This is a genomic window from Pseudomonas sp. ES4, assembly GCF_050586665.1.
Taxonomy (GTDB): Bacteria; Pseudomonadota; Gammaproteobacteria; order Pseudomonadales; family Pseudomonadaceae; genus Aquipseudomonas; species Aquipseudomonas frederiksbergensis.
Genome location: NZ_JBOBDO010000006.1, coordinates 228,654 through 253,972, shown reverse-complemented (window position 1 = coordinate 253,972; position 25,319 = coordinate 228,654). Strand labels below are relative to the sequence as shown.

The window sequence follows — 25,319 nt, the reverse complement described above, 5'->3', positions numbered from 1 at the left end:
ACGTATTTGGTTCGAATTCACGGAGCGTCCTGCATGTCCGGCAATACCTACGGCAAGCTGTTCACTGTCACCACCGCGGGCGAAAGCCATGGTCCGGCGTTGGTCGCCATTGTCGACGGCTGCCCGCCGGGCCTGGAGATCTCCCTGGAGGATCTGCAGCGTGACCTGGATCGCCGCAAACCCGGCACCAGCCGCCACACCACCCAGCGTCAGGAAGCCGACGAAGTCGAAATCCTCTCCGGCGTGTTCGAAGGTCGCACCACCGGTTGCGCCATCGGCCTGTTGATCCGCAACACCGACCAGAAGTCCAAGGATTACTCGGCGATCAAGGACCTGTTCCGCCCGGCCCACGCCGACTACACCTATCACCACAAATATGGCGAGCGCGATTACCGTGGCGGCGGTCGCAGCTCGGCCCGTGAAACGGCCATGCGTGTGGCGGCCGGTGCGATTGCGAAAAAATACCTGGCCACTCAGGGCATCGTCATTCGTGGCTATATGAGCCAGCTCGGCCCGATCGAAATTCCGTTCAAGACCTGGGATTCGGTGGAAGAGAACGCCTTCTTCAGCCCTGATCCGGACAAGGTCCCGGAGCTGGAGGCCTACATGGACCAGTTGCGTCGCGACCAGGATTCGGTTGGCGCGAAGATCACCGTAGTCGCCGAAGGGGTAATGCCGGGCCTTGGCGAGCCAATCTTCGACCGTCTCGATGCCGAACTCGCTCACGCGCTGATGAGCATCAACGCGGTCAAAGGCGTGGAAATCGGCGCCGGTTTCGCCAGCGTTGCCCAACGCGGCACCGAGCACCGCGATGAAATGACCCCGCAAGGTTTCCTCAGCAACAACGCGGGCGGCATTTTAGGTGGCATTTCGTCGGGTCAGCCGATCGTCGCGCACCTGGCGCTCAAGCCAACCTCGAGCATCACCACGCCGGGTCGTTCCATCGACATCCATGGCAACCCGGTGGACGTCATCACCAAGGGGCGCCACGACCCGTGCGTCGGCATCCGCGCCACACCGATCGCCGAAGCGATGATGGCCATCGTGCTGATGGATCACCTGTTGCGTCACCGTGGGCAGAACCTGGACGTGCGCGTGAGCACGCCGGTGCTGGGTCAACTTTAATGGCTGACCTCACAGCCGCTGCGGTCTAAGGACAGTGGCGGCGCTCCCGTACTGGCGGCTCTCCAGTTTCTATCTGTTCTATTTCGCCTTGCTCGGTTCGACAGCGCCGTTTCTGGCGCTGTACTTCGATCACCTAGGCTTTTCCAGTGCGCGCATCGGCGAGCTGGTGGCGATCCCGATGCTGATGCGCTGCGTGGCGCCGAATATCTGGGGCTGGCTCGGTGATTACACCGGCCGACGCCTGGCCATCGTGCGCTTCGGTGCGGTCTGCACGCTGCTGACGTTCTCGCTGATCTTCATCAGCAAGACCTACGCCTGGCTGGCGATGGTCATGGCCTTGCACGCGTTTTTCTGGCACGCGGTGTTGCCGCAATTCGAAGTCATCACTCTGGCGCACTTGCAGGGCCAGACTAACCGTTACAGTCAGATCCGCCTGTGGGGTTCCATCGGTTTCATCATTGCCGTGGTCGCGCTCGGACGGCTGTTCGAGGGGTTGAGCCTGGATATCTATCCGCTGACGCTGGTGCTGATCATGGCCGGGATCGTGGTGAGCAGCCTGTGGGTGCCCAACGCTCAACCGGTTCAGGGTGAACGACCGGCGGGGGACGGTTTTCTCAGGCAGTTGCGCAGTCCCGGGGTGTTGGCGTTTTACGGTTGCGTAGCGCTGATGCAAATGAGCCACGGTCCTTATTACACCTTCCTGACCTTGCACCTGGAGCGACTCGGGTACAGCCGTGGGCTGATCGGCATGCTCTGGGCGGTCGGTGTGGTCGCCGAAGTCTTGATGTTTCTGGCCATGAGCAAGATCCTCGCGCGCTTTTCCGTGCGACGGGTGCTGCTGGCAAGTTTTCTGCTGGCGGCGTTGCGTTGGTTGTTGCTCGGTTCGTTCGCGGAGTTCCTTTGGGTGCTGTTGTTTGCCCAAGTGCTGCACGCGGCGACCTTCGGCAGCTTTCACGCGGCAGCCATCCAGTTCGTGCAACGTAGCTTCGGCGCGCGCCAACAAGGGCAGGGCCAGGCGTTGTACGCCGCACTGGCCGGCACCGGCGGCGCACTGGGTGCGTTGTATTCCGGCTATAGCTGGAATGCCCTCGGCCCCGCATTGACCTTTAGTATTGCCAGCCTCGCAGCCTTCGCGGCAGCCGTTATCATTGCCACACGCATGCAAGAGGACAGACCGTGAGCCTTGCGCGTGCGCTGCGGCAGATCGAGGCCTTTGAATTTTTGTTCGAGTGCGAGTTGAAGCTGCGCTCACTCTTGAACCATAAAAAGCTGAACCGTTAAGGAGTTGCCAAATGAGCAGCCTGTCCGTTTACCACGTCTCAAGCCCTGACTTGCCCAACAAGGTGCTGACGCATGTCGAAGACATCGCTTCGACCCTGGCCGAGCAGGGCGTGCGTTTCGACCGCTGGCAAGCCGCGGCGAAAATCCAGCCAGGCGCCAGTCAGGAAGAAGTGATCGCCGCGTATCAGGAACAAATCGACAAGCTGATGACCGAACGTGGTTACATCACCGTCGATGTCATCAGCCTGAGCAGCGATCACCCGCAAAAAGCCGAATTGCGCGGCAAATTTCTCGACGAACATTGCCATGGCGAAGACGAAGTACGATTTTTCGTCGCCGGCCGTGGCTTGTTTTCCCTGCACATCGGCGATTACGTCTACGCGGTGCTTTGTGAGAAAAACGACCTGATCTCGGTACCGGCTGGCACCCGGCATTGGTTCGACATGGGCGAGCATCCGCATTTCATCGCGATCCGCCTGTTCAACAACCCTGACGGCTGGGTGGCCGATTTCACCGGCGAAGACATCGCCAGTCGTTTCCCGCGTCTTGAAGACTGAGGCGATGCCCTGTAGGAGCTGAGATCAGGGATCGAAGATCAGAAGCAGGGATTGCGCAACGTCAGAAACAAAACAGGCCGTGGAGCGAAAGCTCTCACGGCCTGTTTGGTTACAGCCCCGGAACGGTTTAAGCCGAGTGATACGTCGGCAGGGCGAACCGCTGCTGGCTTTGCAGCATGGAAATCTGTGGCAGTTCGCTGGCCTGTTCGGCGATGTCACGGCGAATGGCGCTGATCACCCAGGACAGCTGATCACCTGCATGCAGTTGCTGGTAGGAAATCGAGCGCTTGAAGACTTTGCCGTCGGTGCTGCTCAAGGTCAGCAAAATGCCACCATCCGGACGTGGCTGGGTGGTCACTTCGAAGTTGGAGAACAGGGACGAAAATTTTTCTTGGATCAGGTTCATGTCTATCAGCTCCGTTAGCTCTTGAATGGCAAGCATGCAGAGGTAGTTGCAGTGATTGTGCCAGCACCTGATTTTTTAAAAATCCTTATATATCAATAGGTTAGTTTTTAGGTGTTTTTGCGGTTTCGTGCAATCTGCATGAAAGGCCATCGTGCATCCTGCATTTTGCGTGGTCGACATCGATTCGATGGAACCAATTGCCCGGCACAAGCTCGCGATTACGAATGCCGCAGACGTGGATACAAATCATTTCAAAAACCGCGTGTACAGCTCAGGAACCGCTGACGTATTTTCGGCCTCAATCAACGCCGCCCGAACAATAAAAAGATCGACCGGGAGCAACCATGAGCCGCACGCCAAACGACACGATTACCTGGAGCATGATGCTCCGCAAGCTGCCTTCCATTGCCAAAGCCATTCCGCGCGTGGTGAAGGGCATGAAAGCCGCCAACGTCAAGGACCCGACCCAACCGTGTGGCCTGGGCTGGAGCTTCGAGCAAGCGACGTTGCGCAATCCCGATGGCCCGGCATTGCTGCAGGGCGAAGTGGCGCTTACGTATGCTCAGGTCAACCAATGGGCCAATCGCATCGCCCATCATCTGATTGCCCAAGGCATCCGCAAGGGCGATGTGGTGGCGGTCTTTATCGAGAATCGCCCGGAACTGCTGGTGACGATCCTGGCGGTGGCCAAGGTCGGCGCGATCAGTGCCTTGCTCAATACTTCGCAGACCCGCGATACCCTGGCTCACAGCCTGAACCTGGTGGCACCCGCGGCGATCATTGTCGGAGAAGAGCTGGTGCCGGCATTTTCGGCGGTTCGCGAACGGGTGTCGATCGAGGCGGCGCGCACCTGGTTCGTTGCTGATCGAGACACCTTCAGTCATCCGGGCATTGCGCCCGACGGGTTCATCAACCTGATGACCGCCAGTGCCGACAGCTCCAGCGCCAACCCCGCCAGCAGTCAGCAGGTTTTTTTCGACGATCCTTGTTTCTATATCTACACCTCGGGCACAACCGGCTTGCCCAAGGCCGGGGTATTCAAGCACGGCCGCTGGATGCGCAGCTCCGCGAGTTTCGGCCTGATCGCCCTGAATATGCGCCCGGAGGATGTCGTCTATTGCACCTTGCCGCTCTATCACGCCACCGGGCTGTGCGTGTGCTGGGGCTCGGCGATCAGTGGCGCCTCGGGCTTTGCGATCCGCCGCAAGTTCAGCGCCAGTCAATTCTGGAACGATGTGCGCAAGTACCGTGCGACCACCCTCGGTTACGTCGGTGAATTGTGCCGCTACCTGGTGGATCAACCGCCCAGCGCCGACGACAGCCAGCACGGCGTGACGAAGATGATCGGCAATGGCCTGCGCCCCGGCGCATGGGGCGAGTTCAAGACGCGATTCGGGGTCAACCATATCTGTGAACTGTACGCCGCCAGCGACGGCAACATCGGTTTCACCAATATCCTCAACTTTGACAACACCGTCGGTTTTTCCCTGATGTCATGGGAGTTGACGGCCTACGACCACGACAGCGGCGCGCCCATTCGCGATGCCAGCGGCTACATGCGCAAAGTCGCCAAAGGCGAGCAGGGGCTGTTGTTGGCGAAGATCGACGACAAGGCGCCGCTAGACGGTTACACCGATCCGCAGAAGACCGAAAAGGTTGTGTTGCACGACGTGTTCAAGAAGGGCGACCGTTACTTCAATACCGGTGACCTGCTGCGCAACATCGGTTTCGGTCACGCGCAATTTGTTGACCGGCTGGGAGATACCTTCCGCTGGAAGGGCGAAAACGTCTCGACCACCGAAGTCGAGAACCTTCTTTTGCAGCACCCGCATATTTCCGAAGCCGTGGCCTACGGCGTGGAAATCCGCAACACCAACGGGCGTGCCGGGATGGCGGCGATAACGCCAGCCGAGTCCCTGGCGACTCTGGATTTCAGTGAACTGCTGGCGTTCGCCCGTGAGCAAATGCCCGCCTATGCGGTGCCGTTATTCTTGCGGGTGAAGGTGAAAATGGAGACCACCGGCACCTTCAAATACCAGAAGACCCGGCTTAAGGATGAAGCCTTCGACCCCGGCAAGACCGGTGATGATCCGATCTATGCCTGGCTGCCAGGGACCCAGACTTACGTGCAGGTCACTCCGCAGTTGCTGGCGGATATTCACGGCGGCGCTTTTCGTTATTGAATGCAGCGCTATTGAATGTGGCTATGGCCGTCCATGAGAAAAAAGAAGTGACAGCCTCGGGGCTGCTCGGGAAACTGTCGGCTTTGCGAATAACAGAACGTGGAGTGCCCAATGTCCGACCAAAGCCGCCAGATGTCCCCCGAAGAAGCCGCTGAATTTGCCGAACAGGTATTCAACAAGGCGCGTGAGGGCGATGCGGCCATGATGGCTGCGCTGTTGACCAAGGGCCTGCCGCCGAACCTGCGTAACCACAAGGGCGATACGCTGCTGATGCTGGCCGCTTACCACGGCCATGTGGAGACGGTAAAAGTCCTGCTCGAACACAAGGCCGACCCGGAAATCCGTAACGATAACGGCCAGAGCCCGATTGCCGGCGCGGCGTTCAAGGGTGATCTGGCGGTGGTCAAGGCACTGGTTGAAGGCGGCGCGCAAGTGGAAGGTTCGTCCTTCGACGGTCGCACTGCGCTGATGATGGCGGCGATGTTCAATCGCGTGGAAATCGTCGACTACCTGATCAGCAAAGGCGCCGACCCGAAAGCCAAGGACGCCAATGGCGTTTCTGCGCTGGATGCCGCCAAGACCATGGGCGCGGCGGATACCACGGCGCAGCTGCAGAAACTCCTAGGCTAACGGCTCAAGGAATTCTTGAAGCAAACGAAAACCTGTGGCGAGGGGGCTTGCCCCCGTTGGGTGGCGAAGCCGCCCCAAACCGGTTACCCGCGTTTTTCAGGAAGACTGCATTCATCGGTTTTACGACTGCTTCGCAGCCGAACGGGACGGTGCGGCGTTCCGACAAGCCCCCTCGCCACAGGACGCCCACCTACCGCAAAGAGTGTTTCTGAATCAGCCGAGGCATCAATACACCCAAACCTCAACCCGCCGATTCTTGATTCGCCCTTCATCCGCGCTATTGGCCGCCACCGGCATCTCGGCGCCAAAACCGCGAATTTCGCGAAATACCACACCGCTTTTCACCAGTTCCCGCCGCACCGCCATGGCGCGTAGTTTCGACAGCAGATCGGCCCGCGCCGGATCACTTTTGGCGTCGCCAAACCCCACCAGCGTCACCTGCCGATTGGCCTTCTCGTGCTGCTGTATATAGTCGAGCACCCGCGACAGGTCCTGCCGGGCCTTGTTGTCCAGCGTCGCACTGCCTTCTTCGAAACGGAAATTCACGGTCAGGCGCTGGGCGTGACGGCTGAGTGCCTGATAACCCTCGGGCATCAATGCATTCGGCGTGACCGTCATGGCCTGGACGGTCTGGGCGATAAAACCATTGGCCGCGACAATCGCCTGACCTTTGCTGCTTTGAGCGAACGCCACCAATGCGTCGGCCCAAGGACTTTTCCCGTTGGGCGGTAGGTAAAAGAACAGCCGGCGCGACAATGGATAGTCTTCCGTGGCGATCAAGCTGTTGAGCGGCAACATGGCTTGGGATTGGCCATCGGCAATCGCCACCGCTTTGGCCTGACGCACGTAAGGCAGGCCGATGAAGCCGATCCCTTGCGGGTCCAGGCTGACCGCGTCGGACAATTGCTCGCTGGATTCGAACCGTTTTGCAGCGCCGCTCAGCGTTTTCCCACGACGGCTGAGGACCAATTCCTTGAACGTGTCGTAGGTGCCCGATTGGTCATCCCGCGCATAGAGATGAATCGTCCCACCGGTGCCGCCGAGTTCTTCCCAGGTTTTTGCTTCGCCGCTGAAGATTCGCGCCAGTTGTTCGGTGTTCAGTTCACTCAACGGATTTTGCGGATGAAGGATGATCGCCAGGCCATCGATGGCGATGACCTGCTCGGCGCCGGCGCTTTTAAAATCACCCAAGCGTGCAAGGTCTGCCCGTTCGCTGTCCTTGATCGGGCGCGAGGAGGCGGCGAGGTCGGCGGTGGCGGTTTTCAGGGCGGTGAAACCGGTGCTGGAACCGTGGGCCGCGATGTCCACCGCGACCCGGCGGCCCTGATCGGTTTCACCGATCACGCGCAGTTCGTTGGCTTTGTCCGGGGCCTCGCTGTGAACCTTGAGCAGGCCTTGTTCGCGCATCAGCCCCTCAACCAGCGCCGGGCCCAATGCCGCGCCAATGGTGTTGGAACCCTGGATGCGCAGCACCGGGCCAGTCTCGGGCGTCGGCAATGCGCCAGCCGAAGCCGTCAGCGGCAGCCAGGCGCACAGTATCGACAGGAACAACACGCGCAGCGTCATGCCGGCACCTTATAAGCCAAAGGAAGTGCCGGGAGAATAAGTCAGTAAGGTTTCTGAAAGATGACAGGGTGTGACGGATCGTTCCCACGCAGAGCGTGGGAACGATCAGCGAAACCGGATCAGCTCAATTCAAGCCAGATCGGCGCATGATCCGACGGTTTTTCCATCCCGCGCAATTCGTAATCCACACCTGCGTCCTTCACCCGTGGCAACAACCCGTGGGACGCCATGATCAAGTCAATCCGCAGGCCACGCTTGGGCTCATCCTCAAAACCGCGGCTGCGGTAGTCGAACCAGCTGAAACGATCGGACACCTCCGGGTTCAAGTGACGGAAGCTGTCCACCAGGCCCCAGTTCTTCAGCCGGGCCATCCACTCGCGTTCTTCCGGCAGGAAGCTGCATTTGCCGGTTTTCAGCCAGCGTTTCATGTTGTCCGGGCCGATACCGATGTCGCAGTCTTCAGGGGAAATGTTCACGTCGCCCATCACCACCACTGGCTGGTCGTTGCTGAACTGGCTTTCCAGCAACTGCTGCAGATCGCTGTAAAAACGTTCCTTGGCGGGGAACTTGGTCGGGTGATCGCGGCTTTCGCCCTGTGGGAAATAGCCGTTCATGATGGTCACCGGCACGCCATTGGTGTCGGCGAACGTGCCCCAGATGAAGCGGCGCTGAGCGTCTTCTTCATCGGTGACGAAACCTTTGTGCAGCGCGATAGGTTCCTGGCGCGAGAGCAGGGCCACGCCGTAATGACCTTTTTGACCATGGAAATACACGTGATAGCCCAGCGCCTGAACCTCGGCCAGCGGGAATTGGTCGTCGTGGACCTTGGTTTCCTGCAGTCCGATCACATCTGGCTGATGCTTTTCGATCAGCGCCGCCAGCTGATGAGGGCGAGCGCGCAGCCCGTTGATGTTGAAGGAGACGATCTTCATGGTCGGCAGTCCTGGCAAAAGGGCGATGCTAGCTGACATGTAGGAATGGGGCCAGTGTTGGGGTGAGGGGTTTCGTGTTTGTCCGACAGCTTTGTATTGGTAGCAATGGCCTCATCGCGAGCAGGCTCGCTCCCATAGGGGACGAGTCTGGTCTATACCTTGTGGGAGCGAGCCCGCTTGCGATGGCGGCATCACAACCAACACTGATTCGGATCAGCAAGGAACTGTGCCAGCGCTATAGGCTCGTAACCAGAAGAGCGCAGTCATCTGACCTGTGCCAGGGGAGATCAACCGTTATGCCCGAAACTTCCACTGTCATCGCCGATATTCACATGCTCGACAGCGGCTATTCCCGCGAAGCACGTTCGTTGCTGTACCAGGCTTACCGGCATGAGCCGACGTTCGGCTACCTGTTCGAAGCCGAGCGTCCCGGTTATGAGCAGCGGGTCCGGGCTACCGTGCGCGAACTGGTCAAGCAACACTTTCTTCAGGACTTGCCGGCCATCGGCCTGCTGGTCAACGACCGGTTGATCGGCATCGCACTGATCGCGCCGCCGCAACGCCGCCTGGGCATCACAGAGAGTTGGGCCTGGCGTCTGCGCATGGTGCTGAGCACCGGTTTTCGCTGTACCCGACGTTATCTCGAGTATCACGATGCCGTGATGGCTTGTGTGCCGTCCGACTCGGTACACCTGCTGCCATTGCTGGGGGTTCATCCGCAATTCCAGGGCAAACACTTTGGCGAACAATTGCTGCAAGCGGTGCACAACTGGTGCGCGGTGGATGAACACTCCGAGGGCGTGATCCTCGATACCGGGAATCCTCGTTATCTGGAGTTCTATAAGCGTCAGGGCTACGAGGAAATCGGTGAGGTCGCCGTAGGACCGATTCGCGAGCACGTGTTTTTCCACGCCAATCCGCAGGTGTTACAAACAGCAACGGCATAAAGGTAGAACTTTCACCGCACGCCAGGCTCTATCACGCTCCCAAGCTCGTGATAGCATCCGCGCCTATGAAGTTTCCAGGAAGAATTACCAGTGGCGTGCTGATGCTGATTACCAGCTGCGCGGCACTGGCGCAAAGTGAATTGGATGTGCGGATCAAACCGTCCAACGATGAACTGAAAGCCAATATAGAGGGCTATATCGGCAGCCTCGGCGATCGAGACGAAGAAGCCTTGCTGCGCTTCAGTCGTGGCGCCGAAGAACAGGCGCGCAAGGCCGCCCAGGCCTTGGGTTATTACCAGCCGCAGATCGACTCTGATGTGAAGGGCGGCAAGACGCCGCGCCTGGTGCTGAATATTGAGCCCGGCGAGCCGGTGCATTTGCGCAACGTCACCATTCGCGTCGACGGCCCTGCTGCCTCCCTCAAATCATTCCGTGTGCCCAAAAGCAATACGCTGAAAACCGGCGCAGTGCTTAACCATGGCCATTACGAAGACGCCAAGCGCCTGATTCAGAATCAGGCCTCGCGTTTTGGCTTTTTCAGTGGTTATTTCAGCAGCCAGAAATTGTTGGTCGACCCGCGAGCCGGCGTCGCCGATATCGAACTGGTCTACAACAGCGGCCCGCGTTATTCATTGGGCAAAGTCAGTTTTGAAGGGGACACACCGTTCGACGAGGACCTGCTACAGCGCATGGTGCCATTCAAGGAGGGGGCGCCCTACGACTCCGAACTGATCGCTGAGCTCAGCCAGGCCATGCAATCGAGTGGCTATTTCGAAAGCGTACGGGTGGATGCGGCGCCGACGGCGTCCAGGAACGACGTGATCCCGGTGGACGTCAAACTCGAAACCCGCAAACCACGGACCATGGGTCTGGGGCTCGGCTATTCCACTGACGTCGGCCCACGGGTCAAGGCCAACTGGACGCGGCACTGGGTCAACCCTCAGGGGCACAGCTATGGCTGGGAAACCGAAGTCTCGGCGCCTCGGCAGAACGTCGGCGTGTTCTACGACATTCCCCTGGACCCGCCGCTGACCGACAAGCTGCGGTTCGCCGGTGGCTATCAGAACGAAGAAATCGCCGACAAGGACTCCCTGAGCAAACTGCTGACCATCGGTCCCGAGTGGCACAGCAAGCTGCCCAGCGGTTGGCAGCGAGTGGTGTCGCTCAAATGGCAGCGCGAGGAATACAGGCTCGGTGATGATTCGGGGCTCAGCACCTTGCTGATGCCTGGCGTCAGCTATTCCTACCTTAAAAGTGATAACCGCATCGACCCGCACAACGGTTATCGCCTGGAATTCGAGACCAAAGTGGCCAAGGAAGGTTTGGGCTCCGACACCAACCTGCTTTACGGCACCGCGTTGGTGAAGGGCTTGACCACGGTCTTCGACAAACACCGCTTCCTCGGTCGGGTGCAGGTCGGCGGCAGCGCCACCAACGGCTACAAATCGGTACCACCATCGCTGCGCTTTTTTGCCGGTGGCGATCAGAGCGTGCGCGGCTACGACTATCAGAGCCTGTCCCCGGAAAACTCCGAGGGCGACCGCATCGGGGGCCGTTACATGGTTGCCGGCAGCGTCGAGTATCAGTACTCCGTAGCCGAAAAATGGCGGGTCGCGACGTTCATTGATCAGGGCAACTCCTTCAATACCCTCGAACTGCCGAACCTCAAGACCGGCGTCGGTATCGGCGTGCGCTGGGTTTCTCCGGTAGGGCCGATTCGCCTCGACCTGGCCCATGCGATGGACGACGACGGCGGCATTCGACTGCACTTTTCCATGGGGCCAGAGCTGTGAAGCGTGGTTTGAAAATAACGCTGTTGGCGATTCTGGCGCTGCTGATGCTGGTCGTTTTGACCGTGACCACCGTGCTGGGTACGGCGACGGGCAGCCGCTGGGCGTTGGGGTTGGTGCCGGGTCTGACCGTGGAAAATTATCAGGGCCGATTGGGCGGACAGTGGAGCGCCGACCGTGTGTTGTGGCAGCAAGACACCAGCCGGGTTGAGCTGAGCAAGGTGATTTTCGCCTGGTCGCCGCTGTGCCTGACGCGCATGGCACTGTGCATCGAGCAACTGAAGGCCGATCAAGTCAGCCTGCAATTTCCACCGGGCACGGATGAAGACAGCAGCGGTTCGATCGAACTTCCGGACCTGGATTTGCCGCTGGCCATCGAACTGGGCGACGTCCAGGTCGGCAGCCTGCTGTTCAACGGCAGCGAAGAACTCAAGGGCCTGCAACTGGCGGCGCACTGGACGGCCAACGGTTTGCAGATCGATTCCGTTCATTTGCAAAGGGATGACCTGAGCCTGAATCTTTCAGGCCTGCTGCAACCCAGCGGCAACTGGCCGCTCAAGGCGCAAGGCCAACTGACCCTGCCAGCCCCCGGCACCGCGCCTTGGACGCTGGCCCTGAAGGTCGACGGCGATCTGCTGAAAACCCTGAACCTGAAAGCCGACAGCAGCGGTTACCTGAACGGGCAATTGACCGGAGAGCTGCAGCCACTGGTGGAGAACCTGCCGGCCAAGGCACGGATCACCGCTGACGGCTTCAAGCCCGGTGCCGATCTGCCGGACACCTTGCAACTCAACCAACTGGAACTCACCGGCGACGGCGACCTGAAAAACGGTTACCAGTTGCTCGGCAAAGCCACGTTACCGGGCGAAAAAGGCCCCGTCGCGTTATTGCTGCAAGGCAAGGTCGATGCCAATGGCGCGCAGATCGCCGGGTTGGACCTTACGGCCAACGACAAGCAACGCCTGAAACTCACCGGCAACCTCGACTGGAGCAAAGGCCTGAGCGCCGATGCCAAAATCGACTGGCTGGATTTCCCGTGGCACAGCCTCTATCCACTGATCGACGAGCCCGAAGTGGCGTTGCGCAGTTTCAACGGTGAAGTCTCCTACACCGACGGTAAATACCTCGGCAGCTTCAAAGCCGCACTTGACGGCCCGGCCGGGGCGTTCAGCCTGATCAGCCCGTTCAGCGGCGACCTGACGAAGATCTACCTGCAACAAATTCAACTCGAAGCCGGGCAGGGCAAGGCCGAAGGGCACCTGAACCTGCAATTCGCCGATGGCATTGCCTGGGACACGGCGCTGGACCTGTCGGCGATCAACCCGGCGTACTGGGTCGCGGAGTTGCCGGGCATCCTGGCCGGACCGTTGCGCAGCAAGGGCGAGATGAAGAATGAAACACTCAGCTTGACGGCTGATCTCGACTTGAAAGGCAAACTGCGCGGTCAACCGGCAGTGATCCAGGCCAACGCCGATGGCGGTGGCGAGCAATGGAACCTCAGCGCGCTGCAAGTTCGCCTCGGCGACAACAGCATCAACGGCAAGGGCAGCCTGCAACAGAAGCTCACCGGTCAGATCGATATCAAGCTGCCGCGCCTGGCTCAGTTGTGGCCGCAACTGCGCGGTCAGCTCAATGGTCGCGTCGATGTCGCCGGAACACTCAAGGCCCCGCAAGGCAAGCTCGGGCTGCAAGGCACGCAACTGGCCTTCGAAGACAATCGCCTGCAAAGCCTGAACCTGGACGCCACCCTCGACAGCGCGCAACGGGCGAAAATCGACCTCAAGGGCAGCGGCATTCGGGCCGGTGAAACGTCGCTGGGGACGCTGACCGCCAGCGGCCAGGGCGACATCAAAAACCAGAAACTCGCCCTCGACCTGCAAGGGCCGAAGCTGAAACTCGCGCTCGGCCTCGACGGCAATCTGGACCAAGGCAATTGGCGTGGGCGCCTGGCCAGCGGCGATATCCAGGCCGGCGGTCAGGACTGGAAGCTGCAAGGCCCGGCGAAGCTCGAGCGGCTGGCGGACGGCAAGATCAACTTCGGCGCCCATTGCTGGACATCCGGCCCGGCCAGCCTGTGCGGTGAGGATCAGCGCCTGATGCCTGAGCCGAAGCTGCGTTATCACCTCAAACAGTTTCCGATCGACAGCCTGGCGCAGTGGTTGCCCAAGGATTTCGCCTGGAAGGGCCGGCTCAACGCGGACCTGCAACTGGACCTGCCGGCCAGCGGCCCGAACGGCCTGATCAGCGTCGATGCCAGCGGCGGCACGTTGCGCATCAAGGAAAAGGACCAGTGGCTGGACTTCCCGTACCAGACCCTGAAACTCAACAGCAAACTCACGCCCAAGCGCATCGACACTGACCTCAATTTCGTCGGCGGCAAGCTCGGTGAGCTGATGCTCCAGGCGCAGATCAATCCGTTGCCGAAGGACAAGCCACTGACCGGCTCGTTCCGCCTGAGTGGTCTGGACCTGTCGGTGGCGCGGCCATTCGTGCCAATGGTCGAGAAACTGACCGGACGCTTGAATGGCAGCGGCACGCTCGCCGGTACGCTGCTGGCGCCGCAGGTCAACGGCAATCTGCTGCTCAGCGACGGCGAGATTTCCGGGCCTGAACTGCCGATGGACCTCGAAGCGCTGCAACTTCAAGCCGTGATTGCGGGTGAAACCGTGCAATTGAACGGCGGCTGGAAAAGCGGCAAGACCGGGCAGGGCACCTTGAGCGGCAACATCGCCTGGGGTCAGGCATTGGTGGTGGATCTGGCGCTCAAAGGTACGCAATTGCCGGTCACCGTCGAGCCCTACGCCAAGCTGGAAATGGCGCCGGACCTGAAGATTTCGGTGAAGGACGACAAACTGGCGATTGTCGGCAAGGTGCTGGTGCCCAAAGGCGAGATCACCGTGCGCGAGTTGCCGCCATCGACGGTCAAGGTGTCCGATGACACGGTGATCGTCGGCCAGCAGACCGAAGAGGGCAAACCCCCGATGGCCATGGCGATGGATATCGATGTGGTGGTCGGCCAGGACAAACTCAGCTTCGCCGGGTTTGGCCTGACCGCCAACCTGCAAGGTCATGTGCACATCGGCGACAACATGGACACCCGCGGCGAGCTCTGGCTCAACGATGGGCGTTATCGCGCCTACGGTCAGCGGTTGACCGTACGCCGGGCGCGTTTGCTGTTTGCCGGCCCGATCGATCAGCCGTACCTGGACATCGAAGCGATTCGCCAGACCGACGACGTGATCGCCGGCATTCGCCTGAGCGGTAGCGCCGAGCAGCCGACCACACAGATCTTCTCCGAGCCGGCGATGAGCCAGGAACAGGCGTTGTCCTATCTGGTGCTGGGGCGCCCGCTGAGCACCAACGGTGAGGACAACAACATGCTGGCTCAAGCGGCGCTCGGCCTGGGCTTGATGGGCAGTTCGGGGGTGACCAGCGGCTTGGCGAAAAACCTCGGGATTCAGGATTTCCAGCTCGATACCGAGGGTAGCGGCAACGCGACCAGCGTGGTCGCCAGCGGCAATATCTCCGAGAAGCTCAGCCTGCGTTATGGCGTTGGCGTGTTCGAACCGGCCAACACCATCGCCTTGCGTTACAAGCTGAGCAAGAAGGTCTACCTCGAAGCAGCGGGCGGCGTGGCCAGTTCGCTGGACATCTTCTACAAGCGGGATTTCTAGACCCCCGCGCGGTCCCTGTGGCGAGGGGGTTTGTTGGAACGCCGCATCGCCCCGTTGGGCCGCGTAGCGGCCCCAAAACATGCAACTTCATTCCTTGATCGTTCCCACGCTCCGCGTGGGAATGCAGCCCGGGACGCTCCGCGTCCCTTCCCAAGCCGAACGCAGAGCGTCCGTTGAGGCATTCCCACGCAGAGCGTGGGAACGATCACTCACCAGCCATTGATCAACAAAATAGCAAGCAACCTAACTATTACGTTGACATTCGCTGCCTAGGCAGTAACATCTCGACATACATTCTCTGCCTAGGCAGCTAATTGGTGGTCAGATGAAGCATTTCACCCCAGACGAATTCCACACGTGCCATCTCGGTCTCCTGCTCGGGCGCGCTGCGCTGCTCAAGGACCGGATCATCGACACGCACATGGAACCCCACGGCATCACTGCCGCGCAGTTCAAAGTGCTGATCATCATGGCCCAGTTCGGCGTCGATACCCCCGCCGAGCTGTGTCGTCACCTGTCGCTGGACAGCGGATCGATGACCCGCATGCTCGACCGCCTGGAACAGAAAGGCTTCCTCGCCCGCCAACGCTCCGAAGCGGATCGCCGTCAGGTTCAGTTGGTGTTGACCGAACAAGGCCAGCAGTTGACTGACCGCCTGCCGGAGATCGGCGCCGACGCCATGAATGAACTGGCTGGCGCGATCACCCCAGAGGAATTGAAAACCCTGGAACAGATCCTGAAGAAAATTCTGGTGGCAGCCGGTGACTCGATCACCCTGCTGCGGGTAGGTGACAAATGAGCAGTAAAACCCTGCGTGCCGGCCTGAGCCTGGTGCTGGCGGCCATGACCCTGGCCGGTTGCGCCAGCTACAGCGGACTGACCACCGAAGGCAAAAGCCTCGATGCGAAAACCCTCAAGGCCGGACAATCCCTCAGCGGTGTAACCCTGTCGCCCGCGGCCTGGCCGAAAAGCGACTGGTGGAAGAGCCTCGGCGACCCACAGCTCGACGGCTTGATCCGCGAAGCCCTGCACGACAGCCCCGACATGCAAATCGCCGACGCCCGCGCCCACCAGGCCAGCGCCGCCGCTTATGCAGCGGATGCCGCGCGCATGCCGACCCTCGATGCCAGTGCCGGCGTCAGCCGTTCGCGTTTGGCCCGGGATCAGGACCCGAGGGGCGAGGGCGATGCGTACTCCACCGTGCGCAACATCAGCGCCAGTTTCAATTACAACTTTGACCTTTGGGGCGGCCAGCGTGATGCATGGGAAGCTGCACTGGGTCAGGCCCGTGCTGCCGAAGTCGATCAACAAGCCGCGCAACTGACGTTGTCCGCCGACGTCGCTCGCGCCTACAGCGATCTGGGTCAGGCGCATATCGTCTACGACCTGGCCAATGAAGACCTCAAGCGCACCAAACAAATGCTCGACCTGAGCCAGCGTCGCCTGAGCTCGGGGATCGACAGCCAATACCAGTTCCAGCAAACCGAAAGCCTGGAAGCCACCTCCGAAGCCAGCCTGATCGATGCCGAAAAACGCCTGCAAAGCGCGAAAATCGCCTTGGCCGTCTTGCTCGGCAAAGGCCCGGATCGCGGCAACGAAATCCCCCGGCCGAAAATCCTCCAGGCCAGCGCTGTCGCGTTGCCATCGGTGCTGCCGGCCGAGTTGCTCGGTCGGCGTCCAGACCTGGTGGCCGCGCGTTGGCGGGTCGAGGCGGCGAGCAAGAACATCGACGCCGGCAAAACCCGCTTCTACCCCAACCTCAACCTGAGCGCCGCGGCCGGTGCCGAGTCGTTGCTGGGCGATGCGATGTTCGGTTCGGCCAGTCGCTTCTTCAACATTGCACCAACGATTTCGGTGCCGATTTTCGACGGTGGCCGCCTGCGCGCCGACCTCGATTCTCGCGACGCCGATTACGACCTCGCGGTGGCGCAGTACAACAAAAGCCTGGTGAAAGCCCTGGGCGACGTCAGCGACACCATCAACCAGCTGCGCGATATCGGCCGGCAGATCGGCGCTCAGCAGCGCGCCACCGACATTGCTCAGGATTCTTACAACACGGTGGTTGAGCGGTACGGTTCCGGCATCGGGAATTACCTGGACGTGCTCAGCATCGAGCAGCAACTGCTCCAGGCCCAGCGGCAGCTGGCCAACCTGAATGCCGAGCAGATCGACCTGTCGATCCAACTGATGCAGGCGCTGGGCGGCGGCTTCCAGGGCGAAACCCTGGCCGCCGCCAATGCAACCCCAGCCACGCTGAACAACTGATTCGAGGTATTTGTCATGGCCACTGCCGAAACAACACCCACCCCTGACAACGCACAAGTCACCCGCAATTCGCGTAAACGCAAAGTCATGCTGGCAGCGCTCGCGATCGTGGTGATCCTCGCCGGCATCGGCGTCTGGGGTTATCACGAACTCTATGGGCGCTGGAACGAAAGCACCGACGACGCCTATGTAAACGGCAACGTGGTTGAAATCACTCCGCTGGTCACCGGCACTGTGGTCAGCATCGGTGCCGACGATGGCGACCTGGTTCACGAAGGCCAGGTGCTGATCAACTTCGACCCGAACGACGCCGAAGTCGGCCTGCAAAGTGCCCAGGCCAATCTGGCCCGCACCGTGCGTCAGGTTCGCGGCTTGTACAGCAACGTCGACGGCATGAAAGCCCAGGTCAATGCGCAGCAGGCCGAAGTGCAAAAGGCTCAGGACAACTTCAATCGCCGGAAAAACCTCGCCGCTGGCGGGGCGATTTCCCAGGAAGAACTGTCCCATGCTCGCGACGACCTGACCTCGGCGCAAAACGCCCTGGCCAACGCCAGACAGCAACTCAAAACCACCAGTGCGCTGGTTGATGACACCGTGGTGTCGTCGCACCCGGACGTGATGTCCGCTGCCGCGCAATTGCGTCAGGCGTATTTGAACAACTCCCGCAGCACCTTGATCGCGCCGGTCACCGGTTACGTGGCCAAGCGCTCGGTACAACTGGGCCAACGCGTTCAGCCGGGCACCGCATTGATGGCGGTGATTCCGCTGGATCAGCTGTGGATCGACGCCAACTTCAAGGAAACCCAGCTGCGTGATATGCGCATTGGCCAGCCCGTAGACATCGAGGCCGACCTGTACGGCAGCGACGTGAAGTTCAGCGGCACCATCGACAGCCTTGGTGCCGGTACCGGCAGCGCGTTTGCCTTGCTGGCGGCGCAGAACGCCACCGGCAACTGGATCAAAATCGTCCAGCGGGTGCCGGTGCGGATTCACATCAACGCCGAAGAACTGGCCAGGCACCCGTTGCGGGTCGGCCTGTCGACTCAGGTCGATGTGAACCTGCGTGACCAGAGCGGCCCGGTGCTGGCGCAACAGTCGCCGCAAAAGGCTTCGTTCAGCACCAATGTCTACGACCGTCAATTGGCCGAGGCCGACGCGATGATCACTCAGTTGATCCATGACAACAGCGCGGCGGTCAGCAAAACCGTTCAACGCTGATCAGTCATCACACCGACCCTGTGGGAGTGAGCCTTTGTGGTGAGGGGGCTCGCCCCCGTTGGACTGCGCAGCAGTCCCATCTTCCAGGGCCGCTTCGCGACCCAGCGGGGCGATGCGGCGTTCCGACAAGCCCCCTCGCCACAGGAGCCCCCGCTCCAAAAAATTCAGCTCCAAAGGATTTGCGATGAGCAATAACGCGTCTTTCACGCCGCCCAGTCTGCTGCTCAGCACCATTGGCCTGTCGCTGGCGACCTTCATGCAAGTGCTCGACACCACGATCGCCAACGTGGCGTTGCCGACGATTTCCGGCAACCTCGGCGTGAGTTCGGAGCAGGGCACGTGGGTGATTACCTCGTTCGCGGTAAGCAACGCTATCGCGCTGCCGCTGACCGGCTGGCTCAGCCGGCGTTTCGGCGAGGTGAAGCTGTTTCTCTGGGCAACGATTCTGTTCGTGCTGGCTTCGTTCCTGTGCGGTATTTCGACCTCGATGCCGGAGCTGATTGGCTTTCGGGTGCTTCAAGGCCTGGTGGCAGGTCCGTTGTACCCGATGACTCAAACGCTGCTGATTGCCGTCTATCCGCCCGCCAGGCGCGGCATGGCCCTTGCGTTGCTGGCGATGGTCACGGTGGTGGCGCCGATTGCCGGCCCCATCCTCGGTGGTTGGATTACCGACAGCTACAGCTGGCCGTGGATCTTCTTTATCAACGTGCCGATCGGTGTTTTCGCGGTGATGGTGGTGCGCCAGCAACTCAAGGCGCGGCCAGTGCAAACCAGCTACCAACCGATGGATTACGTCGGCTTGATCACCCTGATCATTGGCGTCGGCGCATTGCAGGTGATCCTCGACAAGGGCAACGATCTGGATTGGTTCGAGTCGAACTTCATCCTCATCGGCGCGGCGATTTCGGTGATTGCGCTGGCGGTGTTCGTGATCTGGGAAATGACCGACAAGCACCCGGTGGTCAATCTGCGGCTATTCGCTCACCGCAACTTCCGCATCGGCACGATTGTGCTGGTGTTGGGTTACGCCGGGTTCTTCGGGATCAACCTGATTCTGCCGCAATGGCTGCAAACCCAGATGGGTTACACGGCGACTTGGGCGGGGCTCGCGGTGGCGCCGATCGGGATTCTGCCGGTGCTGATGTCGCCGTTTGTCGGCAAGTACGCACATAAATTCGACCTGCGACTGCTGGCTGGGCTGGCGTTCCTGGCGATTGGCCTGAGCTGCTTCATGCGTGCCGGGTTTACCAACGAAGTGGACTTCCAGCACATCGCCCTGGTGCAGTTGTTCATGGGAATTGGCGTGGCGCTGTTCTTCATGCCGACCTTGAGCATTCTGATGTCGGACCTGCCACCGAGCCAGATCGCCGACGGCGCGGGCCTGGCGACATTTCTGCGGACCTTGGGCGGTAGTTTTGCGGCGTCGCTGACGACCTGGATCTGGATTCGCCGGGCCGATCAGCACCATGCCTATATGAGCGAAAGCATCAGCACCTACGAGCCGGCTACCCGCGAGGCGCTGAACAGCCTCGGCGGGGCGAGCAATCCGGCGTATGCGCAGCTCGATCATGTGCTGACCAGCCAGGCGTACATGCTCTCCACCGTGGATTACTTCACGTTGCTGGGGTGGGCGTTCATGGGCTTGATTGTGCTGGTGTGGCTGGCGAAACCGCCGTTTGCGGCGAAGGCGGGGCCGGCTGCGTCAGGTCACTAAGGCCTGAAACTGATCGTTCCCACGCTCCGCGTGGGAATGCAGCCCGGGACGCTCCGCGTCCCTTCCAATGTCGAACGCGGAGCGTCCGTTGAGACATTCCCACGCAGAGCGTGGGAACGATCAAGATCAGGCAGAAGGTGCTGCCAGTTGTGGCGGCGGGGCGAAGTCGAACGGCGCCAACGCAAACCCACTTTCATCCACCTGCAACGCCCACCCCTGACGATCCCAATCCCCCAACACAATCCGTTTAGCCGCCTGCTCGCCAATCTGCAACTTGTGAATGGCCGGGCGATGGGTGTGACCATGGATCAGGGTTTTCACACCATAGGCCTGCATGATCCGCGGCACTTCTTCGGGCGTGACATCAACAATGTCATTGGCCTTCATCCGCGTCTGCGCACGGCTTTCATTGCGCAGCTTGCGCGCCAGCTTATGGCGCGTGCGCAAAGGCAAGTGGCGCAGGATGAACAGGGTAACCGGATTACGCAGATAGCGACGCAGCTTCATATAAGCCTCGTCGCGGGTGCAGAGGCTGTCGCCGTGCATCAATAGCACCGGCTCGCCGTAAAATTGCACGACACTCGGATCTTTCAGCAACGTACAACCGGCCTGTTTGCAAAAGGCCTGGCCGAGCATGAAGTCGCGATTGCCGTGCATCAGAAAAATGGCCGTGCCGCTGTCACTGAGGTCGCGCAGGGCCTGGCAGATGGAACGCTGGAACGGCGTCATGGCATCGTCGCCAATCCACGCCTCGAAAAAGTCGCCCAGGATGTACAACGCACTCGCCGAGCGGGCGCGTCCGGCGAGCAAATCCAGAAACGCCCGGGTAATGTCCGGGCGCTCCTCTTCCAGATGCAAGTCTGAAATCAGCAGTATCACTCAATGATCTCGGCTTTCTCGATGATCACGTCTTCTGCAGGTACGTCCTGGTGGCCGGCTTTGGAAGTGGTAGCCACGCCTTTGATCTTGTCGACCACGTCGGTGCCTTCAACTACTTTAGCGAATACGGCGTAGCCCCAACCCTGAGCGGTTTTGCCGCTGTGGTTCAAAAAGCTGTTGTCAGCCACGTTGATGAAGAACTGGGCGGAAGCCGAATGCGGCTCCATGGTGCGGGCCATGGCAACGCTGTACTTCTCGTTCGGCAGGCCGTTGTCGGCTTCGTTCTGGATGCTTGGGCGCTTGTCTTTCTTTTCTTTCATGCCTGGCTCGAAACCGCCGCCCTGGATCATGAAGTTACCGATGACGCGGTGGAAAACAGTGTTTTCGTAGTGACCGGCTTTGACGTACTCGATGAAGTTGGCCACGGTGATCGGGGCTTTCTCAGCGTTCAGTTCCAGGACGATGTCGCCATGGTTTGTTGTCAGTTTGACTTGGGTCATGATCGGGGACTCTTTATAAAAGAAGCGGTTTCTAATAATTCGTGGGTTTTGGGGCATTGAAGCCCTCAACCGGTCCGGCCAGATTCGGCCAAGGTGCGCAGTTTAGCGTGCCGGGCGCGAATTTCGAGGCTGTTTTTCACTTGCCCCCGATTAAATGCAGCCGTTTTCGGGCCTGCTCTGTCAGCGACTTGACGGCATCGGCTATGATAAGCCCCTTTGTTTTAACCGCCGCTTTGATTTGGCCAACTGGCCGCGCACTTGTACGTTCAAGGATCCTATGAGCAAGCCCACTGTCGACCCTACCTCGAATTCCAAGACCGGCCCTGCCGTGCCGGTCAATTTCCTGCGCCCGATCATCCAGGCGGACCTGGACTCGGGTAAGCACACGCAGATCGTCACCCGTTTCCCGCCTGAGCCCAACGGCTACCTGCACATCGGTCACGCCAAGTCGATTTGCGTGAACTTCGGCCTGGCCCAGGAATTTGGCGGCGTCACGCACCTGCGTTTCGACGACACCAACCCGGCCAAGGAAGACCAGGAATACATCGACGCGATCGAAAGCGACGTCAAATGGCTGGGCTTCGAATGGTCCGGTGAAGTGCGCTACGCCTCGCAGTATTTCGACCAGTTGCACGATTGGGCCGTTGAGCTGATCAAGGCCGGCAAGGCCTACGTCGATGACCTGAGCCCTGAACAGGCCAAGGAATACCGCGGCACGCTGACCGAGCCGGGCAAAAACAGCCCGTTCCGTGATCGCAGCGTCGAAGAAAACCTCGACTGGTTCGCCCGCATGAAGGCCGGTGAATTCAAGGACGGCGCTCGCGTGCTGCGGGCCAAGATCGACATGGCTTCGCCGAACATGAACCTGCGCGACCCGATCATGTATCGCATCCGTCACGCGCATCACCACCAGACCGGTGACAAGTGGTGCATCTACCCGAACTACGACTTCACCCACGGTCAGTCGGACGCCATCGAAGGCATCACCCACTCGATTTGCACCCTGGAGTTCGAAAGCCATCGTCCGCTGTACGAGTGGTTCCTCGAGAACCTGCCCGTGCCGGCGCAGCCGCGTCAGTACGAGTTCAGCCGCCTGAACTTGAACTACACGATCACCAGCAAGCGCAAGCTCAAGCAACTGGTCGATGAAAAGCACGTTCATGGCTGGGACGATCCGCGCATGTCCACGCTGTCCGGCTTCCGCCGCCGTGGTTACACGCCCAAATCGATCCGCAACTTCTGCGAAATGATCGGCACCAACCGTTCCGACGGCGTGGTCGATTTCGGCATGCTGGAATTCAGCATCCGTGACGACCTCGACCACAGCGCCCCGCGTGCCATGTGCGTGCTGCGTCCGCTGAAAGTCGTGATCACCAACTACCCGGAAGGCCAGGTCGAGAACCTCGAACTGGCGTGCCACCCGAAAGAAGACATGGGCGTGCGCGTCCTGCCGTTCGCCCGTGAGCTCTACATCGACCGTGAAGACTTCATGGAAGAGCCGCCAAAAGGCTACAAGCGCCTGGAACCTGCTGGCGAAGTGCGTCTGCGCGGCAGCTACGTGATCCGCGCCGACGAAGCGATCAAGGACGCCGATGGCAACATCGTCGAACTGCGTTGCTCCTACGACCCGGAAACCCTGGGCAAGAACCCTGAAGGCCGCAAGGTCAAAGGCGTGGTGCACTGGGTGCCGGCTGCGGCCAGCGTCGAATGCGAAGTGCGCCTGTACGATCGCCTGTTCCGTTCGGCCAACCCTGAGAAGGCCGAAGACAGCGCCAGTTTCCTGGACAACATCAACCCTGACTCGCTGCAAGTCCTCACCGGTTGTCGTGCCGAGCCTTCGCTGGGCAATGCACAGCCGGAAGACCGTTTCCAGTTCGAGCGCGAAGGTTACTTCGTCGCGGATATCAAGGACTCGAAACCGGGCGCTCCGGTATTCAACCGTACCGTGACCTTGCGTGATTCGTGGGGCCAGTGATTACAGGCCTGACCGGCCTTGATAAATAGGCAACCTAAAGTGCTTACGATCTACAACACGCTCACCAAGAGCAAAGAAGTCTTCAAGCCGCTGGATGGCAACAATGTGCGCATGTACGTCTGCGGGATGACCGTGTACGACTACTGCCATATTGGCCACGGCCGCAGCATGGTCGCGTTCGACCTGGTGACCCGCTGGTTGCGGTTCAGCGGTTATAACCTGACCTATGTGCGCAACATCACCGACATTGAAGACAAGATCATCAATCGGGCCAAGGAGAACGGCGAGCCGTTCGACGCGCTGACCGAACGCATGATCACCGCGATGCACGAGGACGAGGCCCGCCTCAATATCCTCAAGCCAGACATGGAACCGCGGGCCACCGATCACATTCCGGGCATGCTGAGCATGATCCAGACGCTGATCGACAAGGGTTACGCCTACGCCCCGGGCAATGGCGACGTGTATTACCGCGTCGCCAAGTTCATGGGCTACGGCAAGCTGTCGCGCAAGAAGATCGAAGACCTGCGCATCGGCGCGCGGATCGAAGTCGACGAGTCGAAACAGGACCCGCTGGACTTCGTGCTGTGGAAAGCCACCAAACCGGGTGAGCCGAGCTGGCCTTCGCCGTGGGGCGCCGGGCGTCCGGGCTGGCACATCGAGTGCTCGGTGATGTCCACCTGCTGCCTGGGTGAGACCTTCGACATTCATGGCGGCGGCAGCGACCTCGAGTTCCCGCACCACGAAAACGAAATCGCCCAGAGCGAAGCGGCCACCGGCAAGACCTACGCCAACGCGTGGATGCATTGCGGCATGATTCGCATCAATGGCGAGAAGATGTCCAAGTCCTTGAACAACTTCTTCACCATTCGCGACGTGCTGGAAAAGTACCACCCGGAAGTCGTGCGTTACCTGCTGGTGTCGAGCCACTACCGCAGCGCGATCAACTACTCGGAAGACAACCTCAAGGACGCCAAGGGCGCGCTCGAGCGTTTCTACCACGCGTTGAAAGGCCTGCCGAACGTCGCGCCGGCTGGCGGCGAAGCCTTCGTCGAGCGTTTCACCCAGGTGATGAACGACGACTTCGGCACGCCGGAAGCCTGTGCGGTGCTGTTCGAGATGGTTCGCGAGATCAACCGTCTGCGCGAGAGCGATCTCAATGCCGCGGCCGGTCTGGCGGCTCGTTTGAAGGAGTTGGCGAGCGTGCTGGGGGTGTTGCAGCTTGAGGCTGACGACTTCTTGCAGGCCGGCGCCGAAGGGCGGGTCGATGCGGCTGAGGTTGATGCGCTGATTGCTGCGCGTCTGGCGGCACGCGCTGGTAAAGACTGGGCCGAATCCGACCGTATCCGCGACCAGCTCACCGCGATGGGTGTGGTGCTGGAAGACGGCAAGGGCGGGACGACCTGGCGTCTGGCTGACTGATTGCTGCGTTTGCTCCAAACAAAACCCGCCTTGTGCGGGTTTTTGTTTGGGCGCGAAAAGAGACCCTAACCCTCTCCCAAAGCGAGAGGTGACCGATTGGGGGATGTTCAAGAGATACGCCGATCTGAACGATTTTTAGCGAATCCATAATCAACTCGATGTTTCTGGTCGATGTACAACGCCAGACACCTCGGTCGGCCCCCTCTACCTCCGGGAGGGCTGGGGTGAGGGCAACGCTTTGCGTCGGCTGCACGG

Annotated in this window: 19 protein-coding genes; 14 read left to right on the top strand and 5 right to left on the bottom strand. The window is 60.3% G+C overall.

The features are described from left to right. Window positions 1-33: 33 nt before the first annotated feature. The 3 genes from aroC (at window position 34) to ACQ4OB_RS10125 (ending at window position 2,963) form a co-directional block, all read left to right on the top strand. Window positions 34-1,125 (top strand): chorismate synthase, encoded by a 1,092-nt coding sequence (aroC, locus tag ACQ4OB_RS10135; protein WP_074878277.1) that lies wholly within the window; start codon window positions 34-36, stop codon window positions 1,123-1,125. A 34-nt stretch (window positions 1,126-1,159) separates the two neighbouring features. Then, window positions 1,160-2,305 carry an MFS transporter gene (locus ACQ4OB_RS10130; protein WP_102615551.1) on the top strand — a complete coding sequence of 382 codons (1,146 nt, stop codon included), beginning with the start codon at window positions 1,160-1,162 and terminating at the stop codon, window positions 2,303-2,305. 112 nt (window positions 2,306-2,417) lie between these two features. Then, the gene (locus tag ACQ4OB_RS10125; RefSeq protein ID WP_074878274.1) at window positions 2,418-2,963 is read left to right on the top strand and encodes a 1,2-dihydroxy-3-keto-5-methylthiopentene dioxygenase; all 546 of its coding nucleotides are present in this window, start codon (window positions 2,418-2,420) and stop codon (window positions 2,961-2,963) included. Between the two features lie 127 nt (window positions 2,964-3,090). On the opposite strand, the gene ACQ4OB_RS10120 is transcribed toward ACQ4OB_RS10125, so the two are convergent. Further along, entirely contained in the window at window positions 3,091-3,369 is a 279-nt protein-coding gene (locus ACQ4OB_RS10120) for a DUF3509 domain-containing protein (protein ID WP_102615552.1), read from the bottom strand. A gap of 344 nt (window positions 3,370-3,713) precedes the next feature. On the opposite strand from ACQ4OB_RS10120, the gene ACQ4OB_RS10115 reads away from it, so the two are divergent. Beyond that, window positions 3,714-5,552 (top strand): long-chain-acyl-CoA synthetase, encoded by a 1,839-nt coding sequence (locus ACQ4OB_RS10115; protein WP_430955628.1) that lies wholly within the window; start codon window positions 3,714-3,716, stop codon window positions 5,550-5,552. Window positions 5,553-5,663: 111 nt separating this feature from the next. Next, window positions 5,664-6,182, top strand: coding sequence for an ankyrin repeat domain-containing protein (locus tag ACQ4OB_RS10110; protein WP_430955627.1), 519 nt, complete (start codon window positions 5,664-5,666; stop codon window positions 6,180-6,182). Window positions 6,183-6,407: 225 nt separating this feature from the next. Here the strand turns inward: ACQ4OB_RS10110 and ACQ4OB_RS10105 are convergent, their stop codons facing one another. Then, window positions 6,408-7,748, bottom strand: coding sequence for a substrate-binding domain-containing protein (locus ACQ4OB_RS10105; protein ID WP_430955626.1), 1,341 nt, complete (start codon window positions 7,746-7,748; stop codon window positions 6,408-6,410). Window positions 7,749-7,867: 119 nt separating this feature from the next. Continuing rightward, window positions 7,868-8,680, bottom strand: coding sequence for an exodeoxyribonuclease III (xthA, locus tag ACQ4OB_RS10100; RefSeq protein ID WP_074878268.1), 813 nt, complete (start codon window positions 8,678-8,680; stop codon window positions 7,868-7,870). A gap of 296 nt (window positions 8,681-8,976) precedes the next feature. Here xthA and ACQ4OB_RS10095 point away from each other — a divergent pair, with 296 nt between their 5' ends. From ACQ4OB_RS10095 to ACQ4OB_RS10065, 7 genes are all read left to right on the top strand, one after another. Then, window positions 8,977-9,627, top strand: coding sequence for a GNAT family N-acetyltransferase (locus ACQ4OB_RS10095; protein ID WP_046047485.1), 651 nt, complete (start codon window positions 8,977-8,979; stop codon window positions 9,625-9,627). Window positions 9,628-9,692: 65 nt separating this feature from the next. After that, window positions 9,693-11,420, top strand: a complete 1,728-nt coding sequence (locus tag ACQ4OB_RS10090) for an autotransporter assembly complex protein TamA (protein ID WP_430955625.1) — start codon at window positions 9,693-9,695, stop codon at window positions 11,418-11,420. Further along, a complete protein-coding gene (locus ACQ4OB_RS10085; RefSeq protein ID WP_430955624.1) occupies window positions 11,417-15,091 on the top strand; it encodes a translocation/assembly module TamB domain-containing protein in 3,675 nt (1,224 codons plus the stop codon). Before ACQ4OB_RS10090 ends, ACQ4OB_RS10085 begins: the two co-directional genes overlap by 4 nt. 325 nt (window positions 15,092-15,416) lie before the next feature. After that, window positions 15,417-15,890 carry a MarR family winged helix-turn-helix transcriptional regulator gene (locus ACQ4OB_RS10080; protein WP_033057114.1) on the top strand — a complete coding sequence of 158 codons (474 nt, stop codon included), beginning with the start codon at window positions 15,417-15,419 and terminating at the stop codon, window positions 15,888-15,890. Then, window positions 15,887-17,356, top strand: a complete 1,470-nt coding sequence (locus tag ACQ4OB_RS10075; RefSeq protein WP_074878262.1) for an efflux transporter outer membrane subunit — start codon at window positions 15,887-15,889, stop codon at window positions 17,354-17,356. Before ACQ4OB_RS10080 ends, ACQ4OB_RS10075 begins: the two co-directional genes overlap by 4 nt. Before the next feature lie 15 nt (window positions 17,357-17,371). After that, window positions 17,372-18,574, top strand: a complete 1,203-nt coding sequence (locus ACQ4OB_RS10070) for an efflux RND transporter periplasmic adaptor subunit (RefSeq protein ID WP_430955623.1) — start codon at window positions 17,372-17,374, stop codon at window positions 18,572-18,574. 184 nt (window positions 18,575-18,758) lie between these two features. Beyond that, a complete protein-coding gene (locus ACQ4OB_RS10065) occupies window positions 18,759-20,288 on the top strand; it encodes a DHA2 family efflux MFS transporter permease subunit (RefSeq protein WP_076027940.1) in 1,530 nt (509 codons plus the stop codon). A 126-nt stretch (window positions 20,289-20,414) separates the two neighbouring features. Here the strand turns inward: ACQ4OB_RS10065 and lpxH are convergent, their stop codons facing one another. Together lpxH and ACQ4OB_RS10055 are read right to left on the bottom strand one after the other, a co-directional pair. After that, the gene (gene lpxH, locus ACQ4OB_RS10060; RefSeq protein WP_430955622.1) at window positions 20,415-21,167 is read right to left on the bottom strand and encodes a UDP-2,3-diacylglucosamine diphosphatase; all 753 of its coding nucleotides are present in this window, start codon (window positions 21,165-21,167) and stop codon (window positions 20,415-20,417) included. Then, window positions 21,164-21,667: a peptidylprolyl isomerase gene (locus ACQ4OB_RS10055; protein ID WP_074878254.1), complete on the bottom strand. Its 504-nt coding sequence runs from the start codon at window positions 21,665-21,667 to the stop codon at window positions 21,164-21,166. The genes lpxH and ACQ4OB_RS10055 overlap by 4 nt, the downstream gene beginning before the upstream one ends. Window positions 21,668-21,944: 277 nt before the next feature. On the opposite strand from ACQ4OB_RS10055, the gene ACQ4OB_RS10050 reads away from it, so the two are divergent. Beyond that, window positions 21,945-23,642 (top strand): glutamine--tRNA ligase/YqeY domain fusion protein, encoded by a 1,698-nt coding sequence (locus ACQ4OB_RS10050; protein ID WP_076027938.1) that lies wholly within the window; start codon window positions 21,945-21,947, stop codon window positions 23,640-23,642. 39 nt (window positions 23,643-23,681) lie between these two features. Further along, window positions 23,682-25,064, top strand: a complete 1,383-nt coding sequence (gene cysS, locus ACQ4OB_RS10045) for a cysteine--tRNA ligase (RefSeq protein WP_076027937.1) — start codon at window positions 23,682-23,684, stop codon at window positions 25,062-25,064. Window positions 25,065-25,319 lie beyond the last annotated feature (255 nt).

Bases quoted from the DNA above. Each gene is read 5' to 3' on its own strand.
- ACQ4OB_RS10075 (WP_074878262.1), top strand. From the start codon at position 15,887: ATGAGCAGTAAAACCCTGCGTGCCGGCCTGAGCCTGGTGCTGGCGGCC.
- xthA (WP_074878268.1), bottom strand. From the start codon at position 8,680: ATGAAGATCGTCTCCTTCAACATCAACGGGCTGCGCGCTCGCCCTCAT.
- ACQ4OB_RS10055 (WP_074878254.1), bottom strand. From the start codon at position 21,667: ATGACCCAAGTCAAACTGACAACAAACCATGGCGACATCGTCCTGGAA.
- aroC (WP_074878277.1), top strand. From the start codon at position 34: ATGTCCGGCAATACCTACGGCAAGCTGTTCACTGTCACCACCGCGGGC.
- ACQ4OB_RS10120 (WP_102615552.1), bottom strand. From the start codon at position 3,369: ATGAACCTGATCCAAGAAAAATTTTCGTCCCTGTTCTCCAACTTCGAA.
- ACQ4OB_RS10080 (WP_033057114.1), top strand. From the start codon at position 15,417: ATGAAGCATTTCACCCCAGACGAATTCCACACGTGCCATCTCGGTCTC.
- ACQ4OB_RS10110 (WP_430955627.1), top strand. From the start codon at position 5,664: ATGTCCGACCAAAGCCGCCAGATGTCCCCCGAAGAAGCCGCTGAATTT.
- ACQ4OB_RS10050 (WP_076027938.1), top strand. From the start codon at position 21,945: ATGAGCAAGCCCACTGTCGACCCTACCTCGAATTCCAAGACCGGCCCT.
- ACQ4OB_RS10115 (WP_430955628.1), top strand. From the start codon at position 3,714: ATGAGCCGCACGCCAAACGACACGATTACCTGGAGCATGATGCTCCGC.
- ACQ4OB_RS10070 (WP_430955623.1), top strand. From the start codon at position 17,372: ATGGCCACTGCCGAAACAACACCCACCCCTGACAACGCACAAGTCACC.
- ACQ4OB_RS10125 (WP_074878274.1), top strand. From the start codon at position 2,418: ATGAGCAGCCTGTCCGTTTACCACGTCTCAAGCCCTGACTTGCCCAAC.
- ACQ4OB_RS10095 (WP_046047485.1), top strand. From the start codon at position 8,977: ATGCCCGAAACTTCCACTGTCATCGCCGATATTCACATGCTCGACAGC.
- ACQ4OB_RS10105 (WP_430955626.1), bottom strand. From the start codon at position 7,748: ATGACGCTGCGCGTGTTGTTCCTGTCGATACTGTGCGCCTGGCTGCCG.
- ACQ4OB_RS10090 (WP_430955625.1), top strand. From the start codon at position 9,693: ATGAAGTTTCCAGGAAGAATTACCAGTGGCGTGCTGATGCTGATTACC.
- ACQ4OB_RS10065 (WP_076027940.1), top strand. From the start codon at position 18,759: ATGAGCAATAACGCGTCTTTCACGCCGCCCAGTCTGCTGCTCAGCACC.